At 54.6% G+C, this 21,630-nt stretch carries 24 protein-coding genes; 4 read left to right on the forward strand and 20 right to left on the reverse strand.

Features of this window, described 5'->3' with window-relative positions:
- Positions 1-7: 7 nt before the first annotated feature.
- On the reverse strand, positions 8-1,615 hold the full coding sequence (gene secD, locus ACN0XZ_RS08800) for a protein translocase subunit SecD (protein ID WP_417457365.1): 1,608 nt from the start codon (positions 1,613-1,615) through the stop codon (positions 8-10).
- Between the two features lie 51 nt (positions 1,616-1,666).
- On the reverse strand, positions 1,667-2,011 hold the full coding sequence (gene yajC, locus ACN0XZ_RS08805) for a preprotein translocase subunit YajC (protein WP_417457366.1): 345 nt from the start codon (positions 2,009-2,011) through the stop codon (positions 1,667-1,669).
- Positions 2,012-2,158: 147 nt separating this feature from the next.
- Here yajC and ACN0XZ_RS08810 point away from each other — a divergent pair, with 147 nt between their 5' ends.
- A complete protein-coding gene (locus tag ACN0XZ_RS08810) occupies positions 2,159-3,034 on the forward strand; it encodes an ATP-binding protein (RefSeq protein WP_417457367.1) in 876 nt (291 codons plus the stop codon).
- Here the strand turns inward: ACN0XZ_RS08810 and ACN0XZ_RS08815 are convergent.
- From ACN0XZ_RS08815 to ACN0XZ_RS08875, 13 genes are all read right to left on the reverse strand, one after another.
- On the reverse strand, positions 3,031-3,810 hold the full coding sequence (locus ACN0XZ_RS08815; protein ID WP_417457368.1) for a peptidoglycan DD-metalloendopeptidase family protein: 780 nt from the start codon (positions 3,808-3,810) through the stop codon (positions 3,031-3,033). The genes ACN0XZ_RS08810 and ACN0XZ_RS08815 overlap by 4 nt on opposite strands.
- Positions 3,811-4,149: 339 nt before the next feature.
- Positions 4,150-4,932: a 5'/3'-nucleotidase SurE gene (gene surE / locus ACN0XZ_RS08820; protein ID WP_417457370.1), complete on the reverse strand. Its 783-nt coding sequence runs from the start codon at positions 4,930-4,932 to the stop codon at positions 4,150-4,152.
- A 21-nt stretch (positions 4,933-4,953) separates the two neighbouring features.
- Positions 4,954-6,231 carry a serine--tRNA ligase gene (gene serS / locus ACN0XZ_RS08825; RefSeq protein WP_417457371.1) on the reverse strand — a complete coding sequence of 426 codons (1,278 nt, stop codon included), beginning with the start codon at positions 6,229-6,231 and terminating at the stop codon, positions 4,954-4,956.
- Between the two features lie 23 nt (positions 6,232-6,254).
- Complete coding sequence (gene tatC, locus ACN0XZ_RS08830) at positions 6,255-7,097, reverse strand: twin-arginine translocase subunit TatC (protein ID WP_417457372.1); 843 nt, start codon at positions 7,095-7,097, stop codon at positions 6,255-6,257.
- Entirely contained in the window at positions 7,094-7,477 is a 384-nt protein-coding gene (tatB, locus tag ACN0XZ_RS08835) for a Sec-independent protein translocase protein TatB (protein ID WP_417457373.1), read from the reverse strand. Before tatB ends, tatC begins: the two co-directional genes overlap by 4 nt.
- 38 nt (positions 7,478-7,515) lie before the next feature.
- Entirely contained in the window at positions 7,516-7,758 is a 243-nt protein-coding gene (locus ACN0XZ_RS08840) for a twin-arginine translocase TatA/TatE family subunit (protein ID WP_417457374.1), read from the reverse strand.
- 91 nt (positions 7,759-7,849) lie between these two features.
- Entirely contained in the window at positions 7,850-8,614 is a 765-nt protein-coding gene (gene scpB / locus ACN0XZ_RS08845; protein WP_417457375.1) for an SMC-Scp complex subunit ScpB, read from the reverse strand.
- Positions 8,615-8,619: 5 nt separating this feature from the next.
- Positions 8,620-9,432 (reverse strand): segregation and condensation protein A, encoded by an 813-nt coding sequence (locus ACN0XZ_RS08850; RefSeq protein WP_417457376.1) that lies wholly within the window; start codon positions 9,430-9,432, stop codon positions 8,620-8,622.
- On the reverse strand, positions 9,432-10,076 hold the full coding sequence (locus ACN0XZ_RS08855) for a site-2 protease family protein (RefSeq protein WP_417457581.1): 645 nt from the start codon (positions 10,074-10,076) through the stop codon (positions 9,432-9,434). The genes ACN0XZ_RS08850 and ACN0XZ_RS08855 overlap by 1 nt, the downstream gene beginning before the upstream one ends.
- 46 nt (positions 10,077-10,122) lie before the next feature.
- The gene (nagZ, locus tag ACN0XZ_RS08860) at positions 10,123-11,130 is read right to left on the reverse strand and encodes a beta-N-acetylhexosaminidase (protein ID WP_417457377.1); all 1,008 of its coding nucleotides are present in this window, start codon (positions 11,128-11,130) and stop codon (positions 10,123-10,125) included.
- An 11-nt stretch (positions 11,131-11,141) separates the two neighbouring features.
- Positions 11,142-11,945, reverse strand: a complete 804-nt coding sequence (locus ACN0XZ_RS08865) for an SPOR domain-containing protein (protein ID WP_417457378.1) — start codon at positions 11,943-11,945, stop codon at positions 11,142-11,144.
- A gap of 1 nt (position 11,946) precedes the next feature.
- Positions 11,947-13,698, reverse strand: a complete 1,752-nt coding sequence (gene argS, locus ACN0XZ_RS08870; RefSeq protein ID WP_417457379.1) for an arginine--tRNA ligase — start codon at positions 13,696-13,698, stop codon at positions 11,947-11,949.
- Positions 13,695-14,906: a deoxyguanosinetriphosphate triphosphohydrolase gene (locus tag ACN0XZ_RS08875; protein WP_417457380.1), complete on the reverse strand. Its 1,212-nt coding sequence runs from the start codon at positions 14,904-14,906 to the stop codon at positions 13,695-13,697. Before ACN0XZ_RS08875 ends, argS begins: the two co-directional genes overlap by 4 nt.
- A 181-nt stretch (positions 14,907-15,087) precedes the next feature.
- On the opposite strand from ACN0XZ_RS08875, the gene ACN0XZ_RS08880 reads away from it, so the two are divergent.
- The 3 genes from ACN0XZ_RS08880 (at position 15,088) to xth (ending at position 16,881) form a co-directional block, all read left to right on the forward strand.
- On the forward strand, positions 15,088-15,606 hold the full coding sequence (locus ACN0XZ_RS08880; RefSeq protein ID WP_417457381.1) for a PAS domain-containing protein: 519 nt from the start codon (positions 15,088-15,090) through the stop codon (positions 15,604-15,606).
- A 127-nt stretch (positions 15,607-15,733) separates the two neighbouring features.
- A complete protein-coding gene (erpA, locus tag ACN0XZ_RS08885) occupies positions 15,734-16,081 on the forward strand; it encodes an iron-sulfur cluster insertion protein ErpA (RefSeq protein WP_417457382.1) in 348 nt (115 codons plus the stop codon).
- Positions 16,082-16,095: 14 nt separating this feature from the next.
- Positions 16,096-16,881: an exodeoxyribonuclease III gene (gene xth, locus ACN0XZ_RS08890; protein WP_417457383.1), complete on the forward strand. Its 786-nt coding sequence runs from the start codon at positions 16,096-16,098 to the stop codon at positions 16,879-16,881.
- Between the two features lie 15 nt (positions 16,882-16,896).
- On the opposite strand, the gene panD is transcribed toward xth, so the two are convergent.
- From panD to ilvD, 5 genes are all read right to left on the reverse strand, one after another.
- Entirely contained in the window at positions 16,897-17,358 is a 462-nt protein-coding gene (gene panD / locus ACN0XZ_RS08895) for an aspartate 1-decarboxylase (RefSeq protein WP_417457384.1), read from the reverse strand.
- Positions 17,359-17,432: 74 nt separating this feature from the next.
- On the reverse strand, positions 17,433-18,254 hold the full coding sequence (locus ACN0XZ_RS08900) for a hypothetical protein (protein ID WP_417457385.1): 822 nt from the start codon (positions 18,252-18,254) through the stop codon (positions 17,433-17,435).
- Positions 18,255-18,303: 49 nt separating this feature from the next.
- Positions 18,304-19,146 (reverse strand): hypothetical protein, encoded by an 843-nt coding sequence (locus ACN0XZ_RS08905; RefSeq protein WP_417457386.1) that lies wholly within the window; start codon positions 19,144-19,146, stop codon positions 18,304-18,306.
- Positions 19,147-19,280: 134 nt separating this feature from the next.
- A complete protein-coding gene (locus ACN0XZ_RS08910) occupies positions 19,281-19,718 on the reverse strand; it encodes an acetyltransferase (protein WP_417457387.1) in 438 nt (145 codons plus the stop codon).
- A gap of 16 nt (positions 19,719-19,734) precedes the next feature.
- A complete protein-coding gene (gene ilvD, locus ACN0XZ_RS08915; protein WP_417457388.1) occupies positions 19,735-21,573 on the reverse strand; it encodes a dihydroxy-acid dehydratase in 1,839 nt (612 codons plus the stop codon).
- Between the last annotated feature and the right edge of the window lie 57 nt (positions 21,574-21,630).

Genomic DNA, 21,630 nt, shown 5'->3' on the forward strand with positions numbered 1-21,630 from the left:
CGCCCCCTTAAACTGGTAGGCGAGCAGGCTGTGCCCGCTTCAGCCAGGTTGCAAGGATAAGCCGGGTCAATACCACAGCCGTGAACATGGAGGTAAGAATACCGATCGCCAGCGTCACCGCGAAACCCTGCACCGGTCCAGAGCCCAGCATGTAGAGAACCGCTGCAGCAATGAAGGTGGTGATATTCGCATCCATGATGGTTGATAGCGCTTCGCCGTAGCCATGCTCCATCGCGCCAAAGGGCTTACGACCGTTTGACTGCTCTTCCCTGATCCGCTCAAAGATTAGCACGTTCGCATCAACCGCCATGCCGATGGTAAGCACGATGCCCGCGATGCCCGGCAGCGTAAGCGTTGCCTGGAACATGCTGAGCGCCCCCATTATCAAGACGAGGTTGGTGATAAGGGCAATATTCGCGGCAATGCCAAAGCCACCATAGGCCAGCAGCATGAAGAGGATCACGCCCGCAAAGCCAACCGTTGCCGCCCACTCACCCGCTTCAATCGAATCTGAGCCAAGATCAGGCCCAACAGTGCGCTGCTCCATCACTGTCAGCGGCACCGGAAGCGCACCAGCCTTCAGAAGTGTTGCCAGCTCTTGTGCTTCAGCAGAGTTGCCAACGCCTGTGATCTGGCCCTGCCCACCCATGATCGCAGACTGGATCGTCGGCGCGGAGATAACAGAGTTATCAAGCACAATCGCGAACGGACGACCGATATTATCACGCGTATGATTACCGAAGCGGCGCGCGCCAGATGTGTTGAAAGTGAAGGCCACGGCGGGGCGACCGTTCTGGTCAAAGGCAGCTTTGGCGTCTGTGAGGTCATCACCAGAGACAATCACACGTTCCTTGATCACCACAGACCCTGGCTGGTCAGACATGGGAACGGCTCGTTCCCGCGGGCCAAGGCGTCCACGCGCGATATCTTCCGGGCTTACATTGGTGTTTACATCATGGAAGGTGAGTTTCGCGGTTTTACCGATAAGGCGTTTGATCTCTTCAGGGTCGCTTGCGCCGGGCACCTCAAGAATGATGCGGTCATTGCCTTGTGGCTGAAGCGTAATCTCTTTAGTGCCATCAGGGTCCACGCGCTTGCGAATAACTTCCATGGCGCGCGCAATCGCTTCGCGCTTTTGCACCTCAATACCTGCATCGGTAAGCGCAAGACGAAACTCCAGCCCCTCGTGGCTCATCTCGATTTCCTGTACGCCGCCCCCCATAAGCGGGTTTGTTGCGCCGACGGAATTTTGGGTCAGGGGTAGAAGTTCCTTACGGGCCTCTTCAACCTGATCTTCTCGGGTAACTTCAAAAACGACCGAGTGGCCGTCTGTGCGCACGTTGCGGAAATTCAATGACCTGACAGAGCGACGGATATCCCGGACCTGATCGGCCAGATTATTGAGCCGGGTATCAACAACATCCTGAGTTTCCGCGCCAAGCAGCAGATAAACACCACCCTGAAGGTCAAGACCAAGGCTCAGTGTTTTCGATGGCAGGAAACCAGGCAGCTCAGAGCGCTGCTCTTCGGTCAAAAAGTTTGGCAGGGCAGCCAATACACCAAACAGGCATACGGCTGCGATCATCAGCACTTTCCAGCGTGGAAAGGTCAACATGCGGCATCCCCTAATGAGAGCGCCCGGAACCTTTGGCTCCGGGCTGCGGTATTACTTCTTTTCTTCGGTCTTTGCCGGTTCGCTTTTGGAGCGAACGTCTGTGAGAGTGCTTTTCACAACGCGCACCCGCACGCCGTCGGCAAGCTCAACTTCTATCTCGTTGTCGTCCTTGACCTTGCTCACTTTACCAATGAGGCCACCGGCGGTCACAACAGTGTCACCACGGCTAACGTTATTCACCATCTCGCGGTGCGCTTTCATCTTTTTGTTTTGCGGCCGGAGAATCAAAAACCAGAAAACGGCGATGATCAGAACAAACGGCAAAAAGCTCTCAAGCATGCCAGGTTGCTGTGGCGCCGCACTGGTTGCCTGTGCGAAAACTGGTGAAAAGAACATGTGACAAACCTCTTAAGTAACGTGGCTCCCTCGGCCACCGGGTAATTTCGTTGCCGGGACTATAGCTTCATTGCCTTCAAATGCAACAATCACCATGGTATCAAGCCAAACCTAAATGGGTCTATCTGCAAAAGGATACAAGGGTCGATGGCCAGCACGCAAGACAGCACCAGATTGATTGCCGCGATAGAACGGTTGACCGACGCACTTGACGCACAGAGCGGCAAGACAAAAAACCTTCAACAACCGCTTGATTCTGCTAATGCTTTTGTATTTGAGGCTGACGGTATGTATCTGCGCGGCATCGACCGCGTCTCCGCCCCAGATCTGGCCCTTCTTAAGGGCATCGACCGCGCCAAGCGCACACTTCTCGATAATACCAGACGATTTGCCGCAGGCGCTTCAGCCAACAATGCTCTGCTTTGGGGCGCGCGCGGCATGGGCAAATCGACGCTCATCAAGGCTGTGCATGCCGCTGTTGTGGCGGAGAAAGCAGCAGACGCGCCAGCACTTGTGGAAATTCACCGTGAGGATATCGCAGCCCTGCCCGGCCTTCTCACCAAACTGCGCGACGCGGACCGGAATTTCATTGTGTTTTGCGACGACCTTTCCTTCAACAACCCCGATCAGGATTTCAAGGCCCTCAAGTCAGTGCTGGAGGGTGGGCTGGAAGGCAGGCCGGAGAATGTCATCTTTTATGCCACCTCCAATCGCCGCCACCTGTTGCCCCGCGCCATGATGGAACAGGAAAGCGCCACAGGCATTCACCCCAACGAATCAATGGATGAAACAATCGCTCTCTCAGACCGTTTTGGCCTTTGGCTTGGCTTTCACCCATGTGACCAAACAGAATATCTTGAGATGATTGAAGGATACCTGGCCGCCTTTGACCTCAAAGGAAACATCGACTGGCGACCTGCCGCTCTTGAATGGGCCAAAACACGTGGCAACAGATCAGGCAGGACCGCCTGGCAATTTGTTGTCAGCGTTGCCGGTGAGCTTGGTAAGCGCGTGCGTTTCTAAGGTGACGCGGACGCCTGTGTGCGCTGAAGATAGCGAAGTGGATCAAGGGCTTGCCGCCCTTTCCTGATCTCGAAATGTAACTGTGGCTCACTAACGCCACCCGTGTTGCCCACACGCGCAATCACCTGGCCCTTAGTGACCTGCTGCCCTTGCCGAACAAGCAGGCGTTCATTGTGGGCGTAGGCCGTAATCCAACCACCAGAATGCTTCACCAGAAGCAGGTTGCCATAGCCCTGAAGCGCGTTGGAGGCATATACGACCACCCCCGCATCAGATGCTTTAACCGGTGTGCCCTGACGGGCGATAATGTTGATACCGTCGTTATGCAGACCATCCTGCTTGGGGCCGTAGCGCGATGCCAACTTGCCAGAGACCGGCCAATCGAACCCACTTGATGATCGTGGTGGTGGCGTTGCGCGCGGTACAGATCGCCCTCGTGGTGGTGTCGATGTTACAACGCGCGGGCTTGAAGAAGCCACTGTGGTGGTATTTCCCGCTGCGCCGCCTGGCAAACGCAAGGTCTGACCAATCGCAAGCGTATATGGCGGCCTGATCTTATTTTCCTGCATCAAAGCAGATACCGTCACACCGTAACGGCGCGAAATGCTGTAGCCGGTCTCTCCCTTTGCAACCGTATGCACCTGCGCGCTTGGCACACTCAGCCGCTGACCAACCGCAAGGGTATAGGGCGACTTCAAACCGTTTGCAGCCACCAGGGTGCGCAGTGGCACATCGTAGCGGCGCGACAGGGAATAGAGCGTCTCCCCCTTGCGCACAATGTGACTACCACCTGAGGAACGGGCGCTAGTAGGAGCAGTTGTCACCGATGCAGGAGACCTCGGTGTTGTTGATGCATATCTTACAGGCGGCCTTGGCTTCACTTTAGGCCAGGGAATGGGCTTTGGCGCGTTACGCACGAAGCTCACAGCGGGAATATCAGCCGGTGGCACCGTCCGGTAGCCGGAGGAGCATGCGGAAAGAACAGCTATTGCCCCTATCCCCAATGCGATAGGAGCCAAATACCGCCGTCTTTTTGATCCTCCACCCGTCATACTTTGAAGATAGCTGCATGCCCTTTGTTCGGCAATATGCCAATGCTATTTTATAACACGATTTTAGAGCGCACCATCAACAAGGCCGAGCATAGAGCGCCGCGTTTCATGGTGGGTGAGGTCAAGGTGTAGCGGCGTCACAGAGATATAATTCTCCCTGATCGCTTTAAGGTCTGTCTCATGCCCAGGCACGCCTACTTCACGCCCAAGCCCGAACCAGTAGTAAGTGAAACCACGGGGGTCGACACGCTCGTCGATATTGGTGCCGGTTAGCTCACGCAGCCCCTGCTCTGTAACCTTGATGCCCTTCACCTCGTCAGGTGATACTGCCGGGAAATTCACGTTCATCAGCACCGTCTCTGGCCATCCAGCTTCCAGCAAGCGGCGGATCACCTCAGGTCCAAATTTCTCAGCCGTTTCCCATTTCGTGCGTGTATCTGGCCTAGTGCATTGGCTGAAGGCAATAGACGGCACACCAGCGAGTTGGCCTTCCATTGCAACGGATACGGTGCCCGAATAAGTCACATCTTCCGCCATATTGCCGCCCCGGTTAACACCGGAGAGGATAAGTGTGGGTTTATTCTCTTTCATGATCTTATTCACGGCCATCATCACACAGTCAGTTGGCGTGCCAGACACGGCCCAGCGCTTTTCACCAAGTTGCCTGAGGCGAAGCACACGGGACAGCGTGAGCGAGTGGCCCGCGCCCGACTGCTCTTCCTCGGGTGCCACAACCCATACATCGTCACTGAACTGCCGCGCGATACGCTCAAGCACCTCAAGGCCGGGAGCGTTGATACCATCATCGTTCGAGACAAGAATACGTGCTGCAGAAATAGCTGCCATAACAACCGCCTTACGTTATTTTCAGGCGCCGATAACCTCTAGGCCGCCCATATAGGGTTTCAGCACATCCGGCACACGGATGCTGCCATCAGCTTGCTGATAATTTTCCATAACCGCGATCAACGTACGGCCAATCGCGAGGCCAGATCCATTCAGGGTATGCACAAAACGCGTTTGTTTTTCACCCTTCGGACGGCACCGCATCTTCATACGCCGGGCCTGGAAATCACCGCAGGTGGAACAGCTGGAAATCTCGCGGTAGCGACCCTGCCCCGGCAACCACACTTCAATGTCATACGTGCGGCGCGCGCCAAAACCGATATCACCCGTGCAAAGCTTTACCGTACGGAACGGTATTTCAAGACGCTTGAGTACCTCTTCCGCGCACGCTGTCATGCGTTCCAGCTCTTCATCAGATTTTTCTTCGGTGGTCACGGTGACCATCTCAACCTTTTCAAACTGGTGCTGGCGGATCATACCGCGGGTATCACGCCCCGCTGAGCCCGCTTCCGCGCGGAAACACTGGCTATGGGCTGTAAAGCGCAGTGGCAGATCTTCCTCTTCCAGAATCTCACCTGAATGCAGATTGGTGAGCGTTACCTCAGAGGTTGGGATCAGCCAATGATCTGTTGTGGTTTTAAAGGCGTCTTCGCCAAACTTTGGTAACTGACCAGTGCCAAGAAGCGCGGTATCGCGCACCATCGCAGGTGTGATGACTTCCGTATAACCATGCTCGCTTGTGTGAAGGTCGAGCATAAATTGCCCAAGCGCGCGAGAGAGCCGCGCCACACCAGCTGAAAGCACTACAAAACGTGAGCCGGAAAGCTTGGCTGCCCGCTCAAAGTCCATCATGCCAAGGGCTTCACCAAGGTCGAAATGCTCCTTGGGCTCAAAATCGAAACTTGCGGGCGTGCCCCACGTGCGCACTTCCACATTCTCGTTTTCGTCTGCCCCGTCCGGCACATCATCATACACCATGTTTGGCAGGCTCATCAGAAGCGTATTCAGGGTCTCACCGAGGGTGCGCTCTTCCTCTTCAAGCTCAGACAGGCGGGTTTTGAGGCCCGAGACCTCATCCATCAACGCCTGCGCTTCTTCTTCATTTCCCTGCCCTTTGGCGCGACCAATCAGTTTGGAGGCCTCGTTGCGGCGCGCCTGTGCGGCTTGCGCTTCGGTCAACAACGCGCGGTGCTTGGCATCAAGCTCTACGATCTCGCTCGCGCGGGGCTCTTCGCCACGGCGACTGAGCGCCGCGTCAAATGCTTCAGGGTTTTCGCGGATGAATTTCAGGTCAAACATGGGACTCTCGGTTTATTGAAGGCTTAGCTCGCCTCGTCTTCCAAGGCTTCAGCTTCCGCTTTTTTCTTTTCTGTCGCTGCAATCAGCAGGATGGAAATCTCATACAGGAGCAGTATGGGAATGCCAAGGGCGATCTGGCTAATCGGGTCTGGCGGCGTCAGGAAAGCTGCTGCCAGGAAGGTACCAACAACCATATACCGGCGCTTGGCCCTGAGCGATTCAGCCGACACAATACCAACTCGCCCCATCAGTGTTAGGGCAACCGGCAGCAGGAACGCAGCCCCGAAGCCAAAGATCATCTGCATCACAAGCGATAGATATTCGCTTACCCTCGCCTCAGCGGTAATCGCAATAGCGCCCGCGCCGCCAGCCTGCTCAAAGCTCAAAAGAAATTGCCAAGCCCATGGAATGACAAGGAAATAGGCGAGCGAGGCTCCCATCGCAAAAAGAATGGGTGTCGCGACGAGGAACGGCAAAAACGCCTTCTTTTCATCCCGGTATAGGCCGGGCGCCACGAACTTCCATAGCTGGAGTGCCAGCAGCGGAAAGGTAACGATGAACGCCCCATAAAGCGCTACCTTGAGGTTAACCGCAAAACCTTCCATCAGGCCGGTGAAGATCATGCGGGCGTTCTCGTTACCCGCCTGCGCTTCCATATAAGGGCGCGCGAGAATCTGGAAAATCTCCGCCGAGAAATACACACCAATACCAAAAGTAATGGCCATACCGATCAGCACCTTGATCAGGCGCGAGCGTAATTCGTTCAGATGATCAAGAAGCGGCGCGCGGCTGGCTTCAACCTCATCTTCATCGGTTATATCTGGTTTGCCCGGTATTTCACTGCCCAACTGCTCAGGGGTCATCATGCTTTTGCCCCCCCGTCGTCAGTTGCCTTTGGCGCTTCATCACCCACCACCTTGGGGCCTTTTGATGCTTTTTTCGCCACTTTCATGGCTTCTTCAGCTTCCTCAGCTTCCCGGTTTTTCATGATGTGATTGGTGATTTCCTCAGGGCTCATGCCTGGGCGCAGACCCTCTTTTTTCCTGAGGTCACGGAAGGGGTCCGTCTCACGCTCGGCTTCTGCTGCCAACTGCTCCACCCCTTGCCGGAACTCAGCTGAGAGCTCGCGCATCCGGCGGACAAGCCCGCCGATTGTGCGCAGCAGTTTCGGCAGCTCTTTGGGGCCAACAACAACAAGTGCCAGCACAGCGACGACAAAAAGCTCCATCGCACCGATATCAAACATGAATACGGACTCCCGACCTCAGAACTGATGGTGCTGGTTTACGCGTCAGTTTTGTCTTTTTCTTGTTCAGCAGTTTTAACAACTTCACCATCAATGGTTTTTTTGTTTTCAACAGCTTTTGGCGCTTCGTCTTCGGGTGCTTCCATGCCTTCCTTGAGGCCCTTACGGAAGCTTGTGATGCCTTGCGCAACATCCCCCATAAGGCCGGAAATCTTGCCACGACCAAACAGAAGCACAATCAACAGCACTACCAGTGCAATTTGTAACCAACCCGGAAACATCGTTCTATTCTCCCTCTCGCCACCAACTGGTTGGTGGTTATGTTGTTTTGGCTTGTATCACTATCTGGGAAGCCCCGCCAGCCATGACAAGTCATGGTTCAGCGCGGTCATCCTCGTCTTCAATTTCTGCATCAATGCCTTCATCTGGCTCGGCGGCTGACTGCTCCGCCCGCTCAGACATTGCGATCGCTTCTTCAAGGTCTATCTGGCCTTCGGCCTCCTCAAGCGCTTTCGCTGGGTTTGGCATGCCGCCCATCTTGTCAAGCGCAGCGTCAACACTGTCGAGAAGGCCAGCTGCCTTCAACTCCTGTACACCTGGCAGATCCTTTATTGTTTCAATGCCAAAATGCACGAGAAAGTCTTCGGTCGTACCGTAAGTGACTGGGCGACCTGGGGTACGTTTCCGCCCCATCATGCGCGCCCAACCGGCTTCCATCAACACATCCAGCGTGCCTTTGGAGATGGAAACACCACGAATTTCTTCAATCTCCGCCCGCGTTACCGGCTGGTGGTAGGCGATGATCGCCATGGTTTCCACTGCCGCACGCGACAGCTTGCGCGGCTCATCCACTTCACGGCGCAAAAGAAATGAGAGGTCATCAGCGGTACGGAACATATATTTGCCCGCCACCTGCACAATGTTCACACCAGCGTGTGCGTAAGCTTCCCGCAGGTCCTCAATATGAGCGGCCACATCAACGCCCTCAGGCACTCGCTCAGCAATATCCTCAACGGAAAGCGGGTTTTCGCTCGCGAACAAAATAGCCTCCACCATACGCCGGTGCTGGATTGCCAGTTCCGGGCTGATGGGTTGAGCCTCGCGGCCTTGAGTTTCTGTGGTGTCGGTTTGCAACATGGTTATCAGTCGTTCTTGTTATCGTTTGCCCCGGCACTATCGTCCTGCACGCGCTGGCGCAGATAGATGGGGCCAAAAGTTTCCATTTGTCTCAAATCCGCCTGCCCTGCTTTCGCTAGCTCAAGCGAGGCCGCGAACATGCTTGCAAGCGCAGAGCGCCGCAGCCTGTCGTCCTTCAAGTTATTCGGCAGAAAGGTTGAAAGGGTGGACCACGTAAACGCATCCCCAATCAGCCCGGATAGGCGCTCAATAGCATCCTCAAGGGAATACACTGGCCGCCGTTCAATTCTGATCTCGGTTATCGAATGCCGCTGGCGATTGTCGGCGTAGGCGCGCAACAACTCATAGAGCGTCACATCATAGCTGCCTTTTTTGAGAAGCTTCAGGCCTTCGGGTTTACCGCGCCTGAACACGTCCCGCCCGAGCCTGTCCCGCGCCATGAGGCGTGCACCCGCTTCGCGCATCGCTTCAAGGCGCTGGAGGCGCAGTTGCAGGCGAAAAGCCAGTTCTTCCGCCGATGGCTCTTCGTCGTCATCTTCCTTGGGCAGCAACAGCCGCGACTTAAGGTATGCGAGCCATGCGGCCATCACCAGATAGTCAGCCGCCAGCTCAAGCTTCAACTTTTTCGCGGCTGCCACAAACTCAAGGAACTGTTCTACCAGTTCAAGGATCGATATCTGGGTGAGGTCGACCTTCTGCGCACGCGCAAGAGTAAGAAGCACATCAAGAGGCCCCTCGAACCCCTCCATCTGGAGCACAAGCTGATCAGGGTCATGCCCCTGGGGTGTTACACCTTTGATGTCTTCTTCAAATTCCATTACACCGGCACGCCAACCAAGCTCACAACAAGATCAGTCATGAAGAATGTTGGCACAAGGATTATCTCTTTTGCCAGAATGATAATACCCATAAGGATGAAAAAGCCATAGGGCGCAATGGAACGATAGCTTTTTGCCGCCTCGTAGGGGAGGAACTGCTCAACAACACCACCGCCATCAAGGGGCGGAATGGGAAGCAGGTTAAACACCATAAAGAGGCAATTCATGAAGATGCCGTAATACATGGTGTTCGTGATCCAGTCGGCACCAGTCGCGCCAAAACCGATAGAAAACCGCAGCACATACGCACAGAAAATCGCCACTGCAAGGTTACCTAGCGGTCCCGCAAGCGCGACAATCACCATATCGCGGCGCATATTCTTGAAATATCGTGGCTGAATGGGTACCGGCTTTGCGTAACCGATCAGAAACGGCAAGCTAGCCAAAACCGCCACCAACGGGATGATAACCGTGCCTACCTTATCAACATGCACAAGTGGGTTTAGAGATAGCCGCCCTTGTGATTTTGCAGTGCTATCGCCAAGGGCGTTAGCAGCAAAGGCATGCCCGGCTTCATGAAGCGTAACCGCAAGCAAAAACGGCAGCGCCATTATACTGAGCAAATGAATTTTATCTGCCATCATGTCCAACAAGGATTGGTCCTCTTAACTTGTGCCTGCAGTTTGTGGCTTAGAATTTTTCCATCAGAGCTTCATAACGGGCCCTGAGGTCCGCGCGGTCCGGCATTGGCTTCTGGTCCGCCTCTGATATGAGGGAAGCGATACGTTTCTCAAGCTTTCCTGAGATAGGATGCGCCGCGTTTGCGATAGCCTGCATCTCATCCAACTTGCCATTGCAATGCAGCACGAGGTCACAACCAGCTGCGAACGACCCCCGCGTGAGTGTTTCAAAGTCACCCGACAGCGCCTTCATGGAAAGGTCATCTGACATCAGGATGCCGCTAAATCCGAACTTCATGCGGATAACCCGACCAATAACCACCTTTGAGAGCGTAGCGGGAGCCTTTGGGTCGATCGCGCTATATTTGATATGTGCTGTCATGCCGAAAGGCGCGTCGTTGATCGCACGAAACGGCACAAAGTCTGTTTTATCGAGCTCTGCCACTGGCGTGTCTACGACCGGAAGCTCAAGGTGGCTGTCCACTGTCGCACGGCCATGCCCTGGCAAATGCTTGATGACGGGTAACACACCCGTATCCATCAAGGCGTCCACCACAATACGACCAAAAGCGGCCACAAGGTCAGGGTCGCGCGAGAAGGCCCGGTCCCCCACGATAGGGTCCGCATCGTCACGCATCACATCAAGGACAGGCAGGCAATCCACGTTGATGCCTACCCGGCGCAGGTCATCGGCGATCAAACGGCAATTGAGCCTGAGCGCGCTGGCCGCAAGCGTCGGGTCTTTCTTGGCCATATTACCGAAGGTGGCCATGGGCGGATACTTGCGCCAATGGGGCTCCGCCATCCGCTGAACCCTGCCCCCTTCCTGATCAATCAGGATAGGCACCTTATGGCGACCAACGGCTTTCTTTAGGTCAGACACCAGCGCCCTGATCTGATCAGCGTCCACGCAGTTGCGTTTAAAGAGAATGAAGCCCGCAGGTTTCATGCGCTCAAAAAAGCCACGCTCCTCTTTTGTGAGCACCGGGCCCGAGCAGCCAAAAATGACAGGGATCATCTATTCGACCTTCAAGGATTTACAACAATACAAGCCTGTTGCTGCGCCCGCAGACCCAAACAGACCTCATCTGCCGCAGCCCGTGTTTCAAGTGAGCCCACACGAAGGCGATAGAGCGTACGGTCACCTGTTTTCACAGCCTCATAACTTGGGCTCAGGCCCGAGAGGAAGTTGCTGAACTTGCCGCGCACAGCCCGCCACGCTTTTTCCGCCGATTCTTCAGAGCCGTAGGCACCAAGCTGCACTTTAAACCCTGATGCCGCAGCTTTCGCGGGCGCAGGCGCAGGTTTTGTTGCTTCAGGCTTCTGTTCAGCTTTCGGCTGTGGCTTGGGTTCTGCGATTTGCGGTTTTGCAGCTGTCGTTGTTTCGGTAACTTCTGCCGCAATATCACCAATTGGGTCATCCGCCCCAGCAAGGTCTTCCTCTTCAGGTAGCGCCTCAAGCGGCTCTTCCGGCTGCGGTGCGAGGCTTACTTCACTTGAGGACGTCTGGCTCCCGTTCGCACGCTCAAAAACCTGTTTGTCCTGATAGGGCACATCCATGCCACCCGGCTCCGCAGGTTTTTCCCGAACCGGACTGTTATCCGCCGTGATATGCCGCGGGGCTTCATCTGAACCGCCGTCATAGAGCGAAAAGATAACTGCAACAAAAAGCGCCACAACCGTCACCGCAACAGCGGCTGCCACCCACATGCGCTTGCCGGCAAGAAAGCCTGTCGGCTCTTCCGCTTCCGGCACGGGCTGCAACCAAGGCGGAATATCCTTCTCGGCTGTTAATGGCTCTCTGTTTGGTGTGCTTCTGTCATTATCGGACATGTTACCGCATTTCCTCCAATGGCGTTACGCCCAGTACAGAAAGCCCGCTTGCAATCACGATTGCGACTGCGCGTACAAGCGCCATCCGTGCCTTTGTAACAGCCTCATCCCCTTCGATGATGAACCTCAGGCTCGCGTCATCGTTACCCTTGTTCCAGAAAGTATGGAACTCTGAGGCCAAATCATAAAGGAAAAATGCAATACGGTGCGGTTCATGGGCTTCCGCGGCCGCCTCAACCATGCGTGGCCACGCCATGCACTGCTTGATCATGCCAATCTCACCCTCTGTCGATAGAAGCGAGAGATCAGCCGCAGCGAGGCTTGCATCTGATGTATCAAGCGACGGGAAAGCTTCCCTTGCTTTTGCAAGCACCGAACACACCCGCGCATGTGCATATTGCACATAAAACACCGGGTTATCTTTTGACTGTTCCATCACCTTCTTGAAATCAAAATCAAGCGGCGCATCGTTTTTCCGCGTGAGCATGATGAAGCGTGTCACACCTGCGCCCACTTCTTCAACGACCTCGCGCAGCGTCACGAAGTTACCAGCACGCTTGGACATTTTGAACGGCTCACCATCGCGGTATAGCTTCACCAGTTGGCAAAGCCGCACATCGAGCGATCCATCTTCCGATAGCGCCTTCACGGCAGCCTGCATCCGCTTTACATACCCGCCGTGGTCTGCGCCAAGCACATCGATCATCTGCTTGTAACCACGTACATATTTGTCATGGTGATACGCGATATCTGCGGCGAAATAGGTGTATTCGCCCGTAGATTTCTGCAGCGGCCGGTCTACATCATCGCCAAACTCGGTCGCCCGGAACAGTGTTTGCTCACGCGGCTCCCAATCCTCAGGTGTTTTGCCTTTCGGCGGCTCCAGCACGCCCTCATAGATATGCCCGCGGCTACGCAGCACTTCCACCGCCTCAGGGATACGGCCACTTTCATGAAGTGAGCGCTCTGAGAAGAACACGTCATGCTCGACACCAAGCTGGCGCAGATCCTCACGGATCATCACCATCATCGCGTCTGAGGCTTCAACCTTAAAAAGCGCGAGCCAGTCTTCTTCCGGCGCATCCAGAAACTTGTCGCCATATTTTTCCTTGAGCGCTTCACCAACCGGCACCAGATAGTCGCCCGGATACAGGCCTTCAGGAATTTCACCAATATCACGGCCATGAGCCTCCTGATACCGGAGGTGCGCAGAACGCGCGAGCGTATCAATCTGGCTGCCTGCGTCGTTGATGTAATATTCCTTGCAGACCTCAAAGCCTGCTTTACCGAGCAGGTTCGCAAGTGCATCACCAAACACTGCGCCCCGCACGTGCCCCACGTGCATCGGCCCCGTTGGGTTGGCAGACACATATTCAATATTGACCTTCTCGCCACCACCTTGGGTGCTGTCACCAAAGCTGGTGCCCGCGTCGAGTATCGCCTTCACTTGCGCCTGCCAGAATCCTGGCGCCAAGCGCATGTTGATAAATCCCGGGCCGGCAATCTCTACACGTTCAACCTGATCTAGCGCCTCAAGGCCTGGGGCCAGAAGTTCCGCAATATCGCGCGGTTTCATGCGTGCTTCCTTGGCAAGCACAAGGCCAGCGTTGGTCGCAATATCACCGTGGCTCGCGTCACGTGGCGGTTCAACGGCAATATTCTTCAGGTTCAGCCCCTCCGGCAACTTGCCATTTGCAGCAAAGCCGTTCAGCAGGTCGTCAATAACACCCCGAAAATGGGTAAAAACATTCATAGTGATACTCGGTTCAAATCAAACAATTTAGCATGTTCACGGAAGGCAAAACGGTCGGTCATACCAGCGATAAAATCAGCCACCACACGGGCGGTTTCGGCTGAGTTTCGCTCGCCAGCACGCTCGCTCCATTCCGTTGGCAGGCATTCGGGCTCAGAGATATATAGATTGAAGAGGTCAGTGACCACCCTTTTTGCCTTGCTGCCCATACGGTTGACCAAATAGTGGCGATACATACGATCAAAGAGGAAACCTTTCAGTTCCTTCACGGCTTGTTGCATGTCATTGCCAAACGCAATCGTTGGCTGGCCCGCGTTTCGGATATCGTCCGGTGACTTGGGGTCAAGAGCGGTAATGCGCTTGGTGCTTTCTACCATCAGGTCTGCCACCATGCGGTTGATAAGGCGGCGCACCAGTTCATGAATGGTGACATCCTTCGGCGCATCCGGATATGTCCATTTCACCTCATCAATCAACTGCATCACAACCGGGATGCGCTTCAATTCAGAAAGCTCAAACAGCCCAGCCCGCAAGCCGTCATCCAGATCATGGCTCGAATAAGCGATGTCGTCCGCAAGCGCCGCGATCTGCGCCTCAGCCGATGCATAGGTGTGAATTTCCAGATCATTTTCCGGCAAATAGTCCCGAATACCAAAAGGCAGATGCTCCGGTGGTTTTTTCGGGTCAATCGCCTCGTCGATCAAGGGGCCATTATGCTTCGCGAGGCCTTCCAGCGTTTCCCATGTGAGGTTCAGCCCCTCAAAGGACGCATAGCGGTGCTCAAGCCGGGTCAGGAGCCGAAGCGCCTGCGCGTTATGGTCAAAACCTTCAAAGCCGCTCATGCACTCATCAAGAACACTTTCCCCAATGTGACCAAAAGGCGGATGCCCAAGATCATGCGCGAGCGCCAGTGCCTCCGCCAGATCCTCATTCAAGTGCATGGAGCGTGAGATAGACCGTGCGATCTGCGCCACTTCAAGGGAATGAGTGAGCCGTGTGCGAAAATGATCACCCTCATGATACACAAAAACCTGGGTCTTGTGCTTAAGGCGACGGAAGGACGATGAATGGATCACCCGGTCGCGGTCGCGCTGATAGCAGCTGCGATTCGGCGTCTCGGGCTCCTTGAATACCCGGCCACGGCTTTCAGACGGCTTGCAAGCATAAGACGCGAGCGTCTCTTCATAGCGTGGCAAAGCATCGTTCATATGTCTCTCTCCAATTCATGATAGGCGCGTTTTCGGCACATTAAAGCTGCCCAATTTTTTGGGCAACTGTTTGCTGGATTTTTCTTGTCCTCTCCCGAGAGGTCTGTCACCATCGAAATTATTAACAAAACGTTAATTCCATTCATTGCCAGTTAATACTTTTTTAACTAAGCTGATTCACATGATCGAAGACGCTACAAAAATTGAGGGTGATCTTCCTGTCGAGCCAGGCGCTTTTCAGGCGGAAATTCTTGATCATTGGCGTGAGATCCAGAACGGCAGGCGCTACCCAGACAAACGTGAGTTTCGTCCACAGAAGTTCCCACGCTTCCTGCCGCAACTGGCTATTGTATCCGTTAACGGCGACGAGGACTATGACGACCGCCTCACCGGCGCGACTGTGCTTGAGGTGCTGAAACTCAGCAAATCACATGACCGGCTGGTGGACCCAGCGGACAAAAACGTGCGGGAGCTTGTTCGCAACATGCTTTCAAGTACCGCGAAAGCTGATGCGCCGATGTACTTCAAAGGTCAGTTCCAGCCAGAAGAAACCCGCCCGATCGACTTCACTGCGCTTGTTCTGCCCTTCTCCCACAATGGTGAAGCTGATGTGCTTGACACCATGATGCTCGCGTTTGACTTCAGCAAACGCCAGTCAATTGAGGTTTCATTCGACGACGACCTCGGTCCGGCGGACTAAGCTACGCTACCGCTCACCATATAGAATTCCGGCTTTCAACAACCTCGTGAATTGACGCCGCACGCCTGCATGCCTACATAAGGACCATGGATTCACCCAATCGAGCCCAAACGAGTATGAGCATTACATGAGCACACCAGAAAAAGCACCGCCTGTTGGTTTTAGCGAAAATGCGGCCAATCGTGTGGCGGCACTGATCGCACAGCAAGGCAACCCCAACCTGAAGCTTCGGCTTTCGGTCTCAGGCGGCGGCTGCAGCGGCTTTCAGTACAGCTTTGATTTCGATGAAGAGCAGAAAGACGACGATATCGTGATTGAACGCAATGGGGTTACCCTCCTTGTGGACAATATGTCTCTTCTTTATCTCATGGGTTCGGAAGTCGATTTTGTGGAAGACCTTGTTGGCGCGTCTTTCCAGGTTAAAAACCCGAACGCTACGTCTTCCTGCGGCTGCGGCTCCTCTTTCGCTATATAAAGGCATTCAGGCATATGAAAATTGCGACCTTCAACATCAATGGCGTGAAGGCACGCCTGCCTCGTCTCCTTGAGTGGCTGGATGAATTTTCGCCGGATGTTGCCTGCCTGCAGGAAATCAAAAGCGTAGACGACAACTTCCCTCGCATGGAATTTGAAGAGCGCGGCTGGCATGTGGAAACTTTCGGCCAGAAGGCGTTCAACGGCGTGGCATTCATCTCAAAGCACCCCATTGAGGATATCCACCGCGCTTTGCCTGCACTTGATGGTGGCAATGAAGAAGAAGACGTTCAGGCTCGCTATATTGAGGCCACCATCAAAGGTGTGCGCATCGCCTCCATCTATCTGCCGAACGGCAACCCGCAACCCGGCCCCAAGTTTGACTATAAAATCAGCTGGATGGATCGCCTGATCAAACGTGCAGAATATCTCTTAAGCCTTGAAATGCCTGTGGTATTGGCGGGTGACTATAACGTAATCCCCCACGATGAAGACTGCCACAACCCCGCCGCATGGGTTGATGATGCGCTCACACAGCCGGAAAGCCGGCAACGCCTGCGCTCAATCATCAATCTTGGCTACCTTGATGCCCTCAGGCAGATAAAGCCCACGGGCGCCGCATACAGCTACTGGGATTTCCAGCGCGGTGCATGGCAGAAAGATCACGGCATCCGCATTGACCACCTGCTCTTGTCACCACAAGCTGCGGATATCCTCAAGGATTGTCAGGTAGACCGCGTACCGCGCGGCAAAGAAAAATCAAGCGACCACACACCGGTGTGGGTCGAACTCGACGTCTGACACTATCTATAGAGCCTAGGCGTCTACGGTTTCGTAGACCTCACCTTCCCGGTTATTGGCTGGCATACCCAGCTCGTGCAGGTCAGGCGTGATATATTCATCTATGCTTGAGATGCGGTTTTTGCTGTCCACATGCACGGCACGGGAGATACGGCCCGGCAGGTCGCGTGCAGGCACCTGCTCATATCCCATGATGATGGCCAGATCACCTTTCGAGAACTGATGCGCAGCCGCACCGTTCAGGCAGATAACGCCGGACCCTTCAGTGCCTTCAATAATGTAGGTGGTAATGCGTTCACCGTTGGTGATGTTCACCACATCCACAGCGCAATAAGGCATGAGGCCGGAGGCGCGCAATAGGATGGGGTCAACGGTGATAGAGCCCACATAGTTCAGCTCCGCCCCCGTCACGGTGACGCGGTGCAACTTACCATACATGAAGGGGCGCAAGGCGCCATCAAGATGTGGTTTACTCATCCGGCCTATCCTTTCACATCAGGCTGCGGGACATCTGCAACCGATAGCGGATATGGCTTACACACCCCGGAACGTCAAGCCCCGTTGCGGCGTTCAACGGGAATCTCCTCGTGGTCCTCTCCTACAAAGACACGCAGGCGCCACACCTGCCTGTAACCGAAAAGTGCCGCCGTCAGAGCTACCGATATGATATCGAATGGCAGAAACGCTATGCTCACCCAAAAGAAGCTCATGACCTCTAGGAGTAACAGCACTAGCATATACTCCAAGGCCCAAAGCAGCGAAAGCAGAAGGGCAAACCGTTCCCAATATTTCGGACCGATATTCCCCACATCTCGCGCAAGGGCTGTTTTTACAAGCGTATCAGCGAAGAATGCAAACGCACAACATGCCAACACCGCAGGTATAGCATCGTCGATCAGTTGATTTTGTTCTAGGCCTGACACCAAATATAGAAACAAAAGCAGAATCATTCCAATGACATGTGCAAGTATCCCGATAGCCAGTAATTTCACGAGGTTGATGACAGCAGCAATAACGGCTTGGCCTACGCTTGGGAAACCGACTTCATCAATACCCAGTACGGCGAAACGCACCCACATATTGAACACACCCACCCCCAACACCAAAACTCCAAGCAGAAATAGACCAACAAAAGCCATACGAGACCAGACAACATCGACATTCAGAATATTCTCGGTAAACCCGCGCCCCCGGAGATATTCTGCTCCGTTCTCTGTCGCAAACAGAAGAGCCACCAGCATGATCGCTGTTAGCAAAACGCAATATACTGCTGTCAGGATCAATCCTTTGCGGTAGCTGGCAATGCCCCACGCAGAGCTCTTAAGCAGCGTTAGGATTGGTAAACTCGGCTGCATGTTGGCATCTCCGTTCATTTTGGCTGTCCCGATGTTCGAGGTTACCCCCCGGCAACGCCTCAGTAACCTATTCAGTTGATGTATCGGCGGGCTGTTGTTCTTCGGCGCGGCACAGGCGGTAGCGAATACCGTGGGCGACCCCAATCGCGAAGCTGATAAAAATGCCAAGCACCAGATTGAAAACTGTGGAAAGCAACATTGACCCCATCAGGCCCGCGAGGGTTACCGGCACCAGAAGCACCAGATAAATAAGGATCAACACAACCGCGAAGTCCACCGTATGCGGGTGGGTCAAGCCTTCATCGTCTGTCCGCATCGCTGTCTGTGTGAGGTTAGCTGAGAAAAGCGAATAGATGATTGAGCCAACTACAAGTGAGACGATCTGGTTCAGCATTCCTGCGCGTGTTGCTGCTGCCAAATCATCCCCCAAGGCCGATGCCATCTGCTCGCCGAAGCTGCTGGTCAGGCCAAGTGTGCTCAAGATACTGATCACCACAAAACTAACGATGCCAAGCAGGATGGCAATAAGGACAAACTTTAGACCGTTCACAAAAGCCGCAGACATCGCTGAGCCAAACGGCGTGATACGCGCATGCTCAAACCCAAAAGCACCTGCCCGCACCCAAAAGTTAAAAATATAAGCCGCGGCCATCATGATAAAAACTACCATCACCAGCAGGGCCGGGATCATCGCAGCAAATGCCGAGAGATCGCCGTTTGCCACGCGCTCCTGAATTGTCATCATAACCTCAGGCGATAGCCCGCTTGCCATGCCAACGATCATGGCCGCTATTACCGCCAGTATGCCCACACCGACAAAAAGACCTATTGTTTTGAAGAACTCGACCGGACGAGAAAAGGGCAGCGCGAAGGATTGCTTAACAATATCGAGAATGGGAAGCCGTTGCATATTCACCCCCTGAATAATTTCCCTAAATAATTCAATATATTATGGCGCCTTCCTGAGAAAATGCCAGATTGAACTCTTGCACGCTAGCGTGGTAGCGCGGGGATGAAAAGCTTAAATAATGATGAATTGCTGTTCTACCGCGCCCATTCCAGATGAATGATCGGGAATGGTCTTCCGGCATCATCGGTCGGATCACGACGTACATCCCGGAAACCACACTTATGGTAAAACGCATGAGCTTGCGGTTGCTGTTCATTCACCTGCACCGTCAGCACCTCATGTCGCACCTTCATATGATCAATGAAGCGCGTACCAATACCCATCCCGTGGGCTTCTGGGTCCACAAACAGGGCATCAATGTTGGCTCCCGAACACCCCATGAAGCCAAGAGGCTTGCCATCGGTGTCTTCGTAGACCAGAAAATCCGCGCTCGGCAGGTATTGTGCTTTTACCACTTCCGCGATTTCCTGCCTTTGCTCCGGGCTCAGGAAGTCATGCGTTGCGACAACAGCCGCGTGCCAAATATCGAACAGGCGGCCCAAGTCAGAAGGAACTGATGATCGAAACGTCATCTACGCAAAACCCAGCTTATATCTGCCTAACAGCGCCTTTGCTGGCCGAGGTTGTCATCGCGGCATAAGCCCGCAGCGCTTTAGTAACTTTGCGCGGGCGCGCCTTTGCGGGCTGCCAGGCCTTGTCACCCTTGGCTTCCATCGCAGCGCGCCGCGCCTTTAAGGTCGCTTCATCAACCTTCAGGTTAATGGTTCGGTTCGGGATGGAAATCTCGATCACATCCCCCTCTTCGACGAGGCCAATCGCGCCGCCCTCCGCTGCCTCCGGGCTTACATGCCCGATAGAAAGGCCCGATGTCCCACCGGAGAAACGACCATCTGTAAGTAGCGCGCAGGCTTTGCCGAGCCCCATGGATTTGAGATAACTGGTCGGATAAAGCATCTCCTGCATACCCGGCCCGCCCCTTGGCCCTTCATAGCGAATAACAACAACATCACCCTCTTTGATTTCGCCGCCAAGAATAGCAGCAACAGAAGCGTCTTGGCTTTCAAAAACCCGCGCACGCCCAGTGAAGTTAAGGATGCTTTCATCAACGCCCGCAGTTTTTACAATACAGCCATCTTCCGCAATGTTGCCGAACAGCACAGCAAGCCCGCCATCCTGGCTATAGGCGTGCTCTTTCGAGCGGATGCAGCCGTCTTTACGGTCAAGATCAAGCTCCGTGTATCTTTTGCTTTGGCTGAAGGCTGTTTGGGTTGGCACCCCACCGGGCGCCGCGAGGAAAAACTGCCTGAGGTCCGGGTCATTGCTGGCTGCCACATCATACCGCGCGAGTGCATCTGCCATCGTGGTGGTATGCACGGTTGTGCAGTCGGCGTTAATCAGCCCGGCCCTATATAGTTCGCCCAGTATCGCGAAAATACCCCCCGCACGGTGCACATCCTGTATGTGATATTTACTGGTGGCGGGCGCAACCTTGCAGAGGTTCGGCACGCGACGCGAAAGCCGGTCGATATCCTCGATGGTGAAATCAATCTCGCCTTCCTGCGCTGCGGCAAGAATATGCAGCACTGTGTTGGTGGAGCCTCCCATGGCGATATCAAGTGTCATGGCGTTTTCAAACGCCTTGAAGTTCGCAACATTGCGCGGTAGCACGCTTTCGTCCTCATCTTCATAGTATCGCTTGGTGATCTGCACCACTACGCGCGCGGCGGTCAGGAATAGCTCACGCCTGTCGGCATGGGTCGCAAGCGTCGTGCCGTTACCCGGCAGGCTGAGGCCCAAAGCTTCCGTCAGGCAATTCATGCTGTTCGCGGTGAACATGCCCGAGCATGAACCGCACGTTGGGCAAGCACTGCGCTCCACACGCGCCACTTCCTCGTCTGAGATATTCGGGTTTGCGGCATCAACCATGGCATCAACAAGGTCAAGTTTCCTGACCTCGCCGTCATAGTCGTCCTCACCAGCTTCCATCGGCCCGCCCGAAACAAATACAGCAGGGATATTGAGCCTGAGCGCAGCCATCAGCATGCCCGGCGTGATCTTGTCGCAGTTTGAAATGCAAACAAGTGCGTCCGCGCAGTGGGCGTTTGCCATATATTCAACGCTATCCGCGATAATTTCCCGGCTGGGCAGGCTATAGAGCATGCCGTCGTGGCCCATGGCGATGCCGTCATCAACCGCAATGGTGTTAAACTCTTTCGCGATACCGCCTGCGGCCTCAATCTCCCGCGCGACTAGCTGGCCCATATCCTTGAGGTGCACATGGCCTGGCACGAACTGGGTGAAGCTGTTGGCAACCGCGATGATCGGTTTCTTGAAGTCGTCGTCCTTCATACCGGTAGCGCGCCAAAGCGCGCGGGCACCCGCCATATTGCGGCCGTGGGTGGAAGTGCGGGAACGATACTCAGGCATTCGGGGCTTCTCCGGACAGAAAAACAATTTCATACATGCATATTGGGCGCGACAATA

This window comes from Kordiimonas sp. (assembly GCF_048264555.1).
In the GTDB taxonomy this organism is placed as follows: domain Bacteria; phylum Pseudomonadota; class Alphaproteobacteria; order Sphingomonadales; family Kordiimonadaceae; genus Kordiimonas.

Excerpts from the sequence above, each read along its gene's own strand:
- secD (WP_417457365.1), bottom strand. The coding sequence starts at position 1,615 with ATGTTGACCTTTCCACGCTGGAAAGTGCTGATGATCGCAGCCGTATGC.
- yajC (WP_417457366.1), bottom strand. The coding sequence starts at position 2,011 with ATGTTCTTTTCACCAGTTTTCGCACAGGCAACCAGTGCGGCGCCACAG.
- ACN0XZ_RS08810 (WP_417457367.1), top strand. The coding sequence starts at position 2,159 with ATGGCCAGCACGCAAGACAGCACCAGATTGATTGCCGCGATAGAACGG.
- surE (WP_417457370.1), bottom strand. The coding sequence starts at position 4,932 with ATGGCAGCTATTTCTGCAGCACGTATTCTTGTCTCGAACGATGATGGT.
- serS (WP_417457371.1), bottom strand. The coding sequence starts at position 6,231 with ATGTTTGACCTGAAATTCATCCGCGAAAACCCTGAAGCATTTGACGCG.
- tatC (WP_417457372.1), bottom strand. The coding sequence starts at position 7,097 with ATGATGACCCCTGAGCAGTTGGGCAGTGAAATACCGGGCAAACCAGAT.
- tatB (WP_417457373.1), bottom strand. The coding sequence starts at position 7,477 with ATGTTTGATATCGGTGCGATGGAGCTTTTTGTCGTCGCTGTGCTGGCA.
- ACN0XZ_RS08840 (WP_417457374.1), bottom strand. The coding sequence starts at position 7,758 with ATGTTTCCGGGTTGGTTACAAATTGCACTGGTAGTGCTGTTGATTGTG.
- scpB (WP_417457375.1), bottom strand. The coding sequence starts at position 8,614 with ATGTTGCAAACCGACACCACAGAAACTCAAGGCCGCGAGGCTCAACCC.
- ACN0XZ_RS08850 (WP_417457376.1), bottom strand. The coding sequence starts at position 9,432 with ATGGAATTTGAAGAAGACATCAAAGGTGTAACACCCCAGGGGCATGAC.
- ACN0XZ_RS08855 (WP_417457581.1), bottom strand. The coding sequence starts at position 10,076 with ATGATGGCAGATAAAATTCATTTGCTCAGTATAATGGCGCTGCCGTTT.
- nagZ (WP_417457377.1), bottom strand. The coding sequence starts at position 11,130 with ATGATCCCTGTCATTTTTGGCTGCTCGGGCCCGGTGCTCACAAAAGAG.
- ACN0XZ_RS08865 (WP_417457378.1), bottom strand. The coding sequence starts at position 11,945 with ATGTCCGATAATGACAGAAGCACACCAAACAGAGAGCCATTAACAGCC.
- argS (WP_417457379.1), bottom strand. The coding sequence starts at position 13,698 with ATGAATGTTTTTACCCATTTTCGGGGTGTTATTGACGACCTGCTGAAC.
- ACN0XZ_RS08875 (WP_417457380.1), bottom strand. The coding sequence starts at position 14,906 with ATGAACGATGCTTTGCCACGCTATGAAGAGACGCTCGCGTCTTATGCT.
- ACN0XZ_RS08880 (WP_417457381.1), top strand. The coding sequence starts at position 15,088 with ATGATCGAAGACGCTACAAAAATTGAGGGTGATCTTCCTGTCGAGCCA.
- erpA (WP_417457382.1), top strand. The coding sequence starts at position 15,734 with ATGAGCACACCAGAAAAAGCACCGCCTGTTGGTTTTAGCGAAAATGCG.
- xth (WP_417457383.1), top strand. The coding sequence starts at position 16,096 with ATGAAAATTGCGACCTTCAACATCAATGGCGTGAAGGCACGCCTGCCT.
- panD (WP_417457384.1), bottom strand. The coding sequence starts at position 17,358 with ATGAGTAAACCACATCTTGATGGCGCCTTGCGCCCCTTCATGTATGGT.
- ACN0XZ_RS08900 (WP_417457385.1), bottom strand. The coding sequence starts at position 18,254 with ATGAACGGAGATGCCAACATGCAGCCGAGTTTACCAATCCTAACGCTG.
- ACN0XZ_RS08905 (WP_417457386.1), bottom strand. The coding sequence starts at position 19,146 with ATGCAACGGCTTCCCATTCTCGATATTGTTAAGCAATCCTTCGCGCTG.
- ACN0XZ_RS08910 (WP_417457387.1), bottom strand. The coding sequence starts at position 19,718 with ATGACGTTTCGATCATCAGTTCCTTCTGACTTGGGCCGCCTGTTCGAT.
- ilvD (WP_417457388.1), bottom strand. The coding sequence starts at position 21,573 with ATGCCTGAGTATCGTTCCCGCACTTCCACCCACGGCCGCAATATGGCG.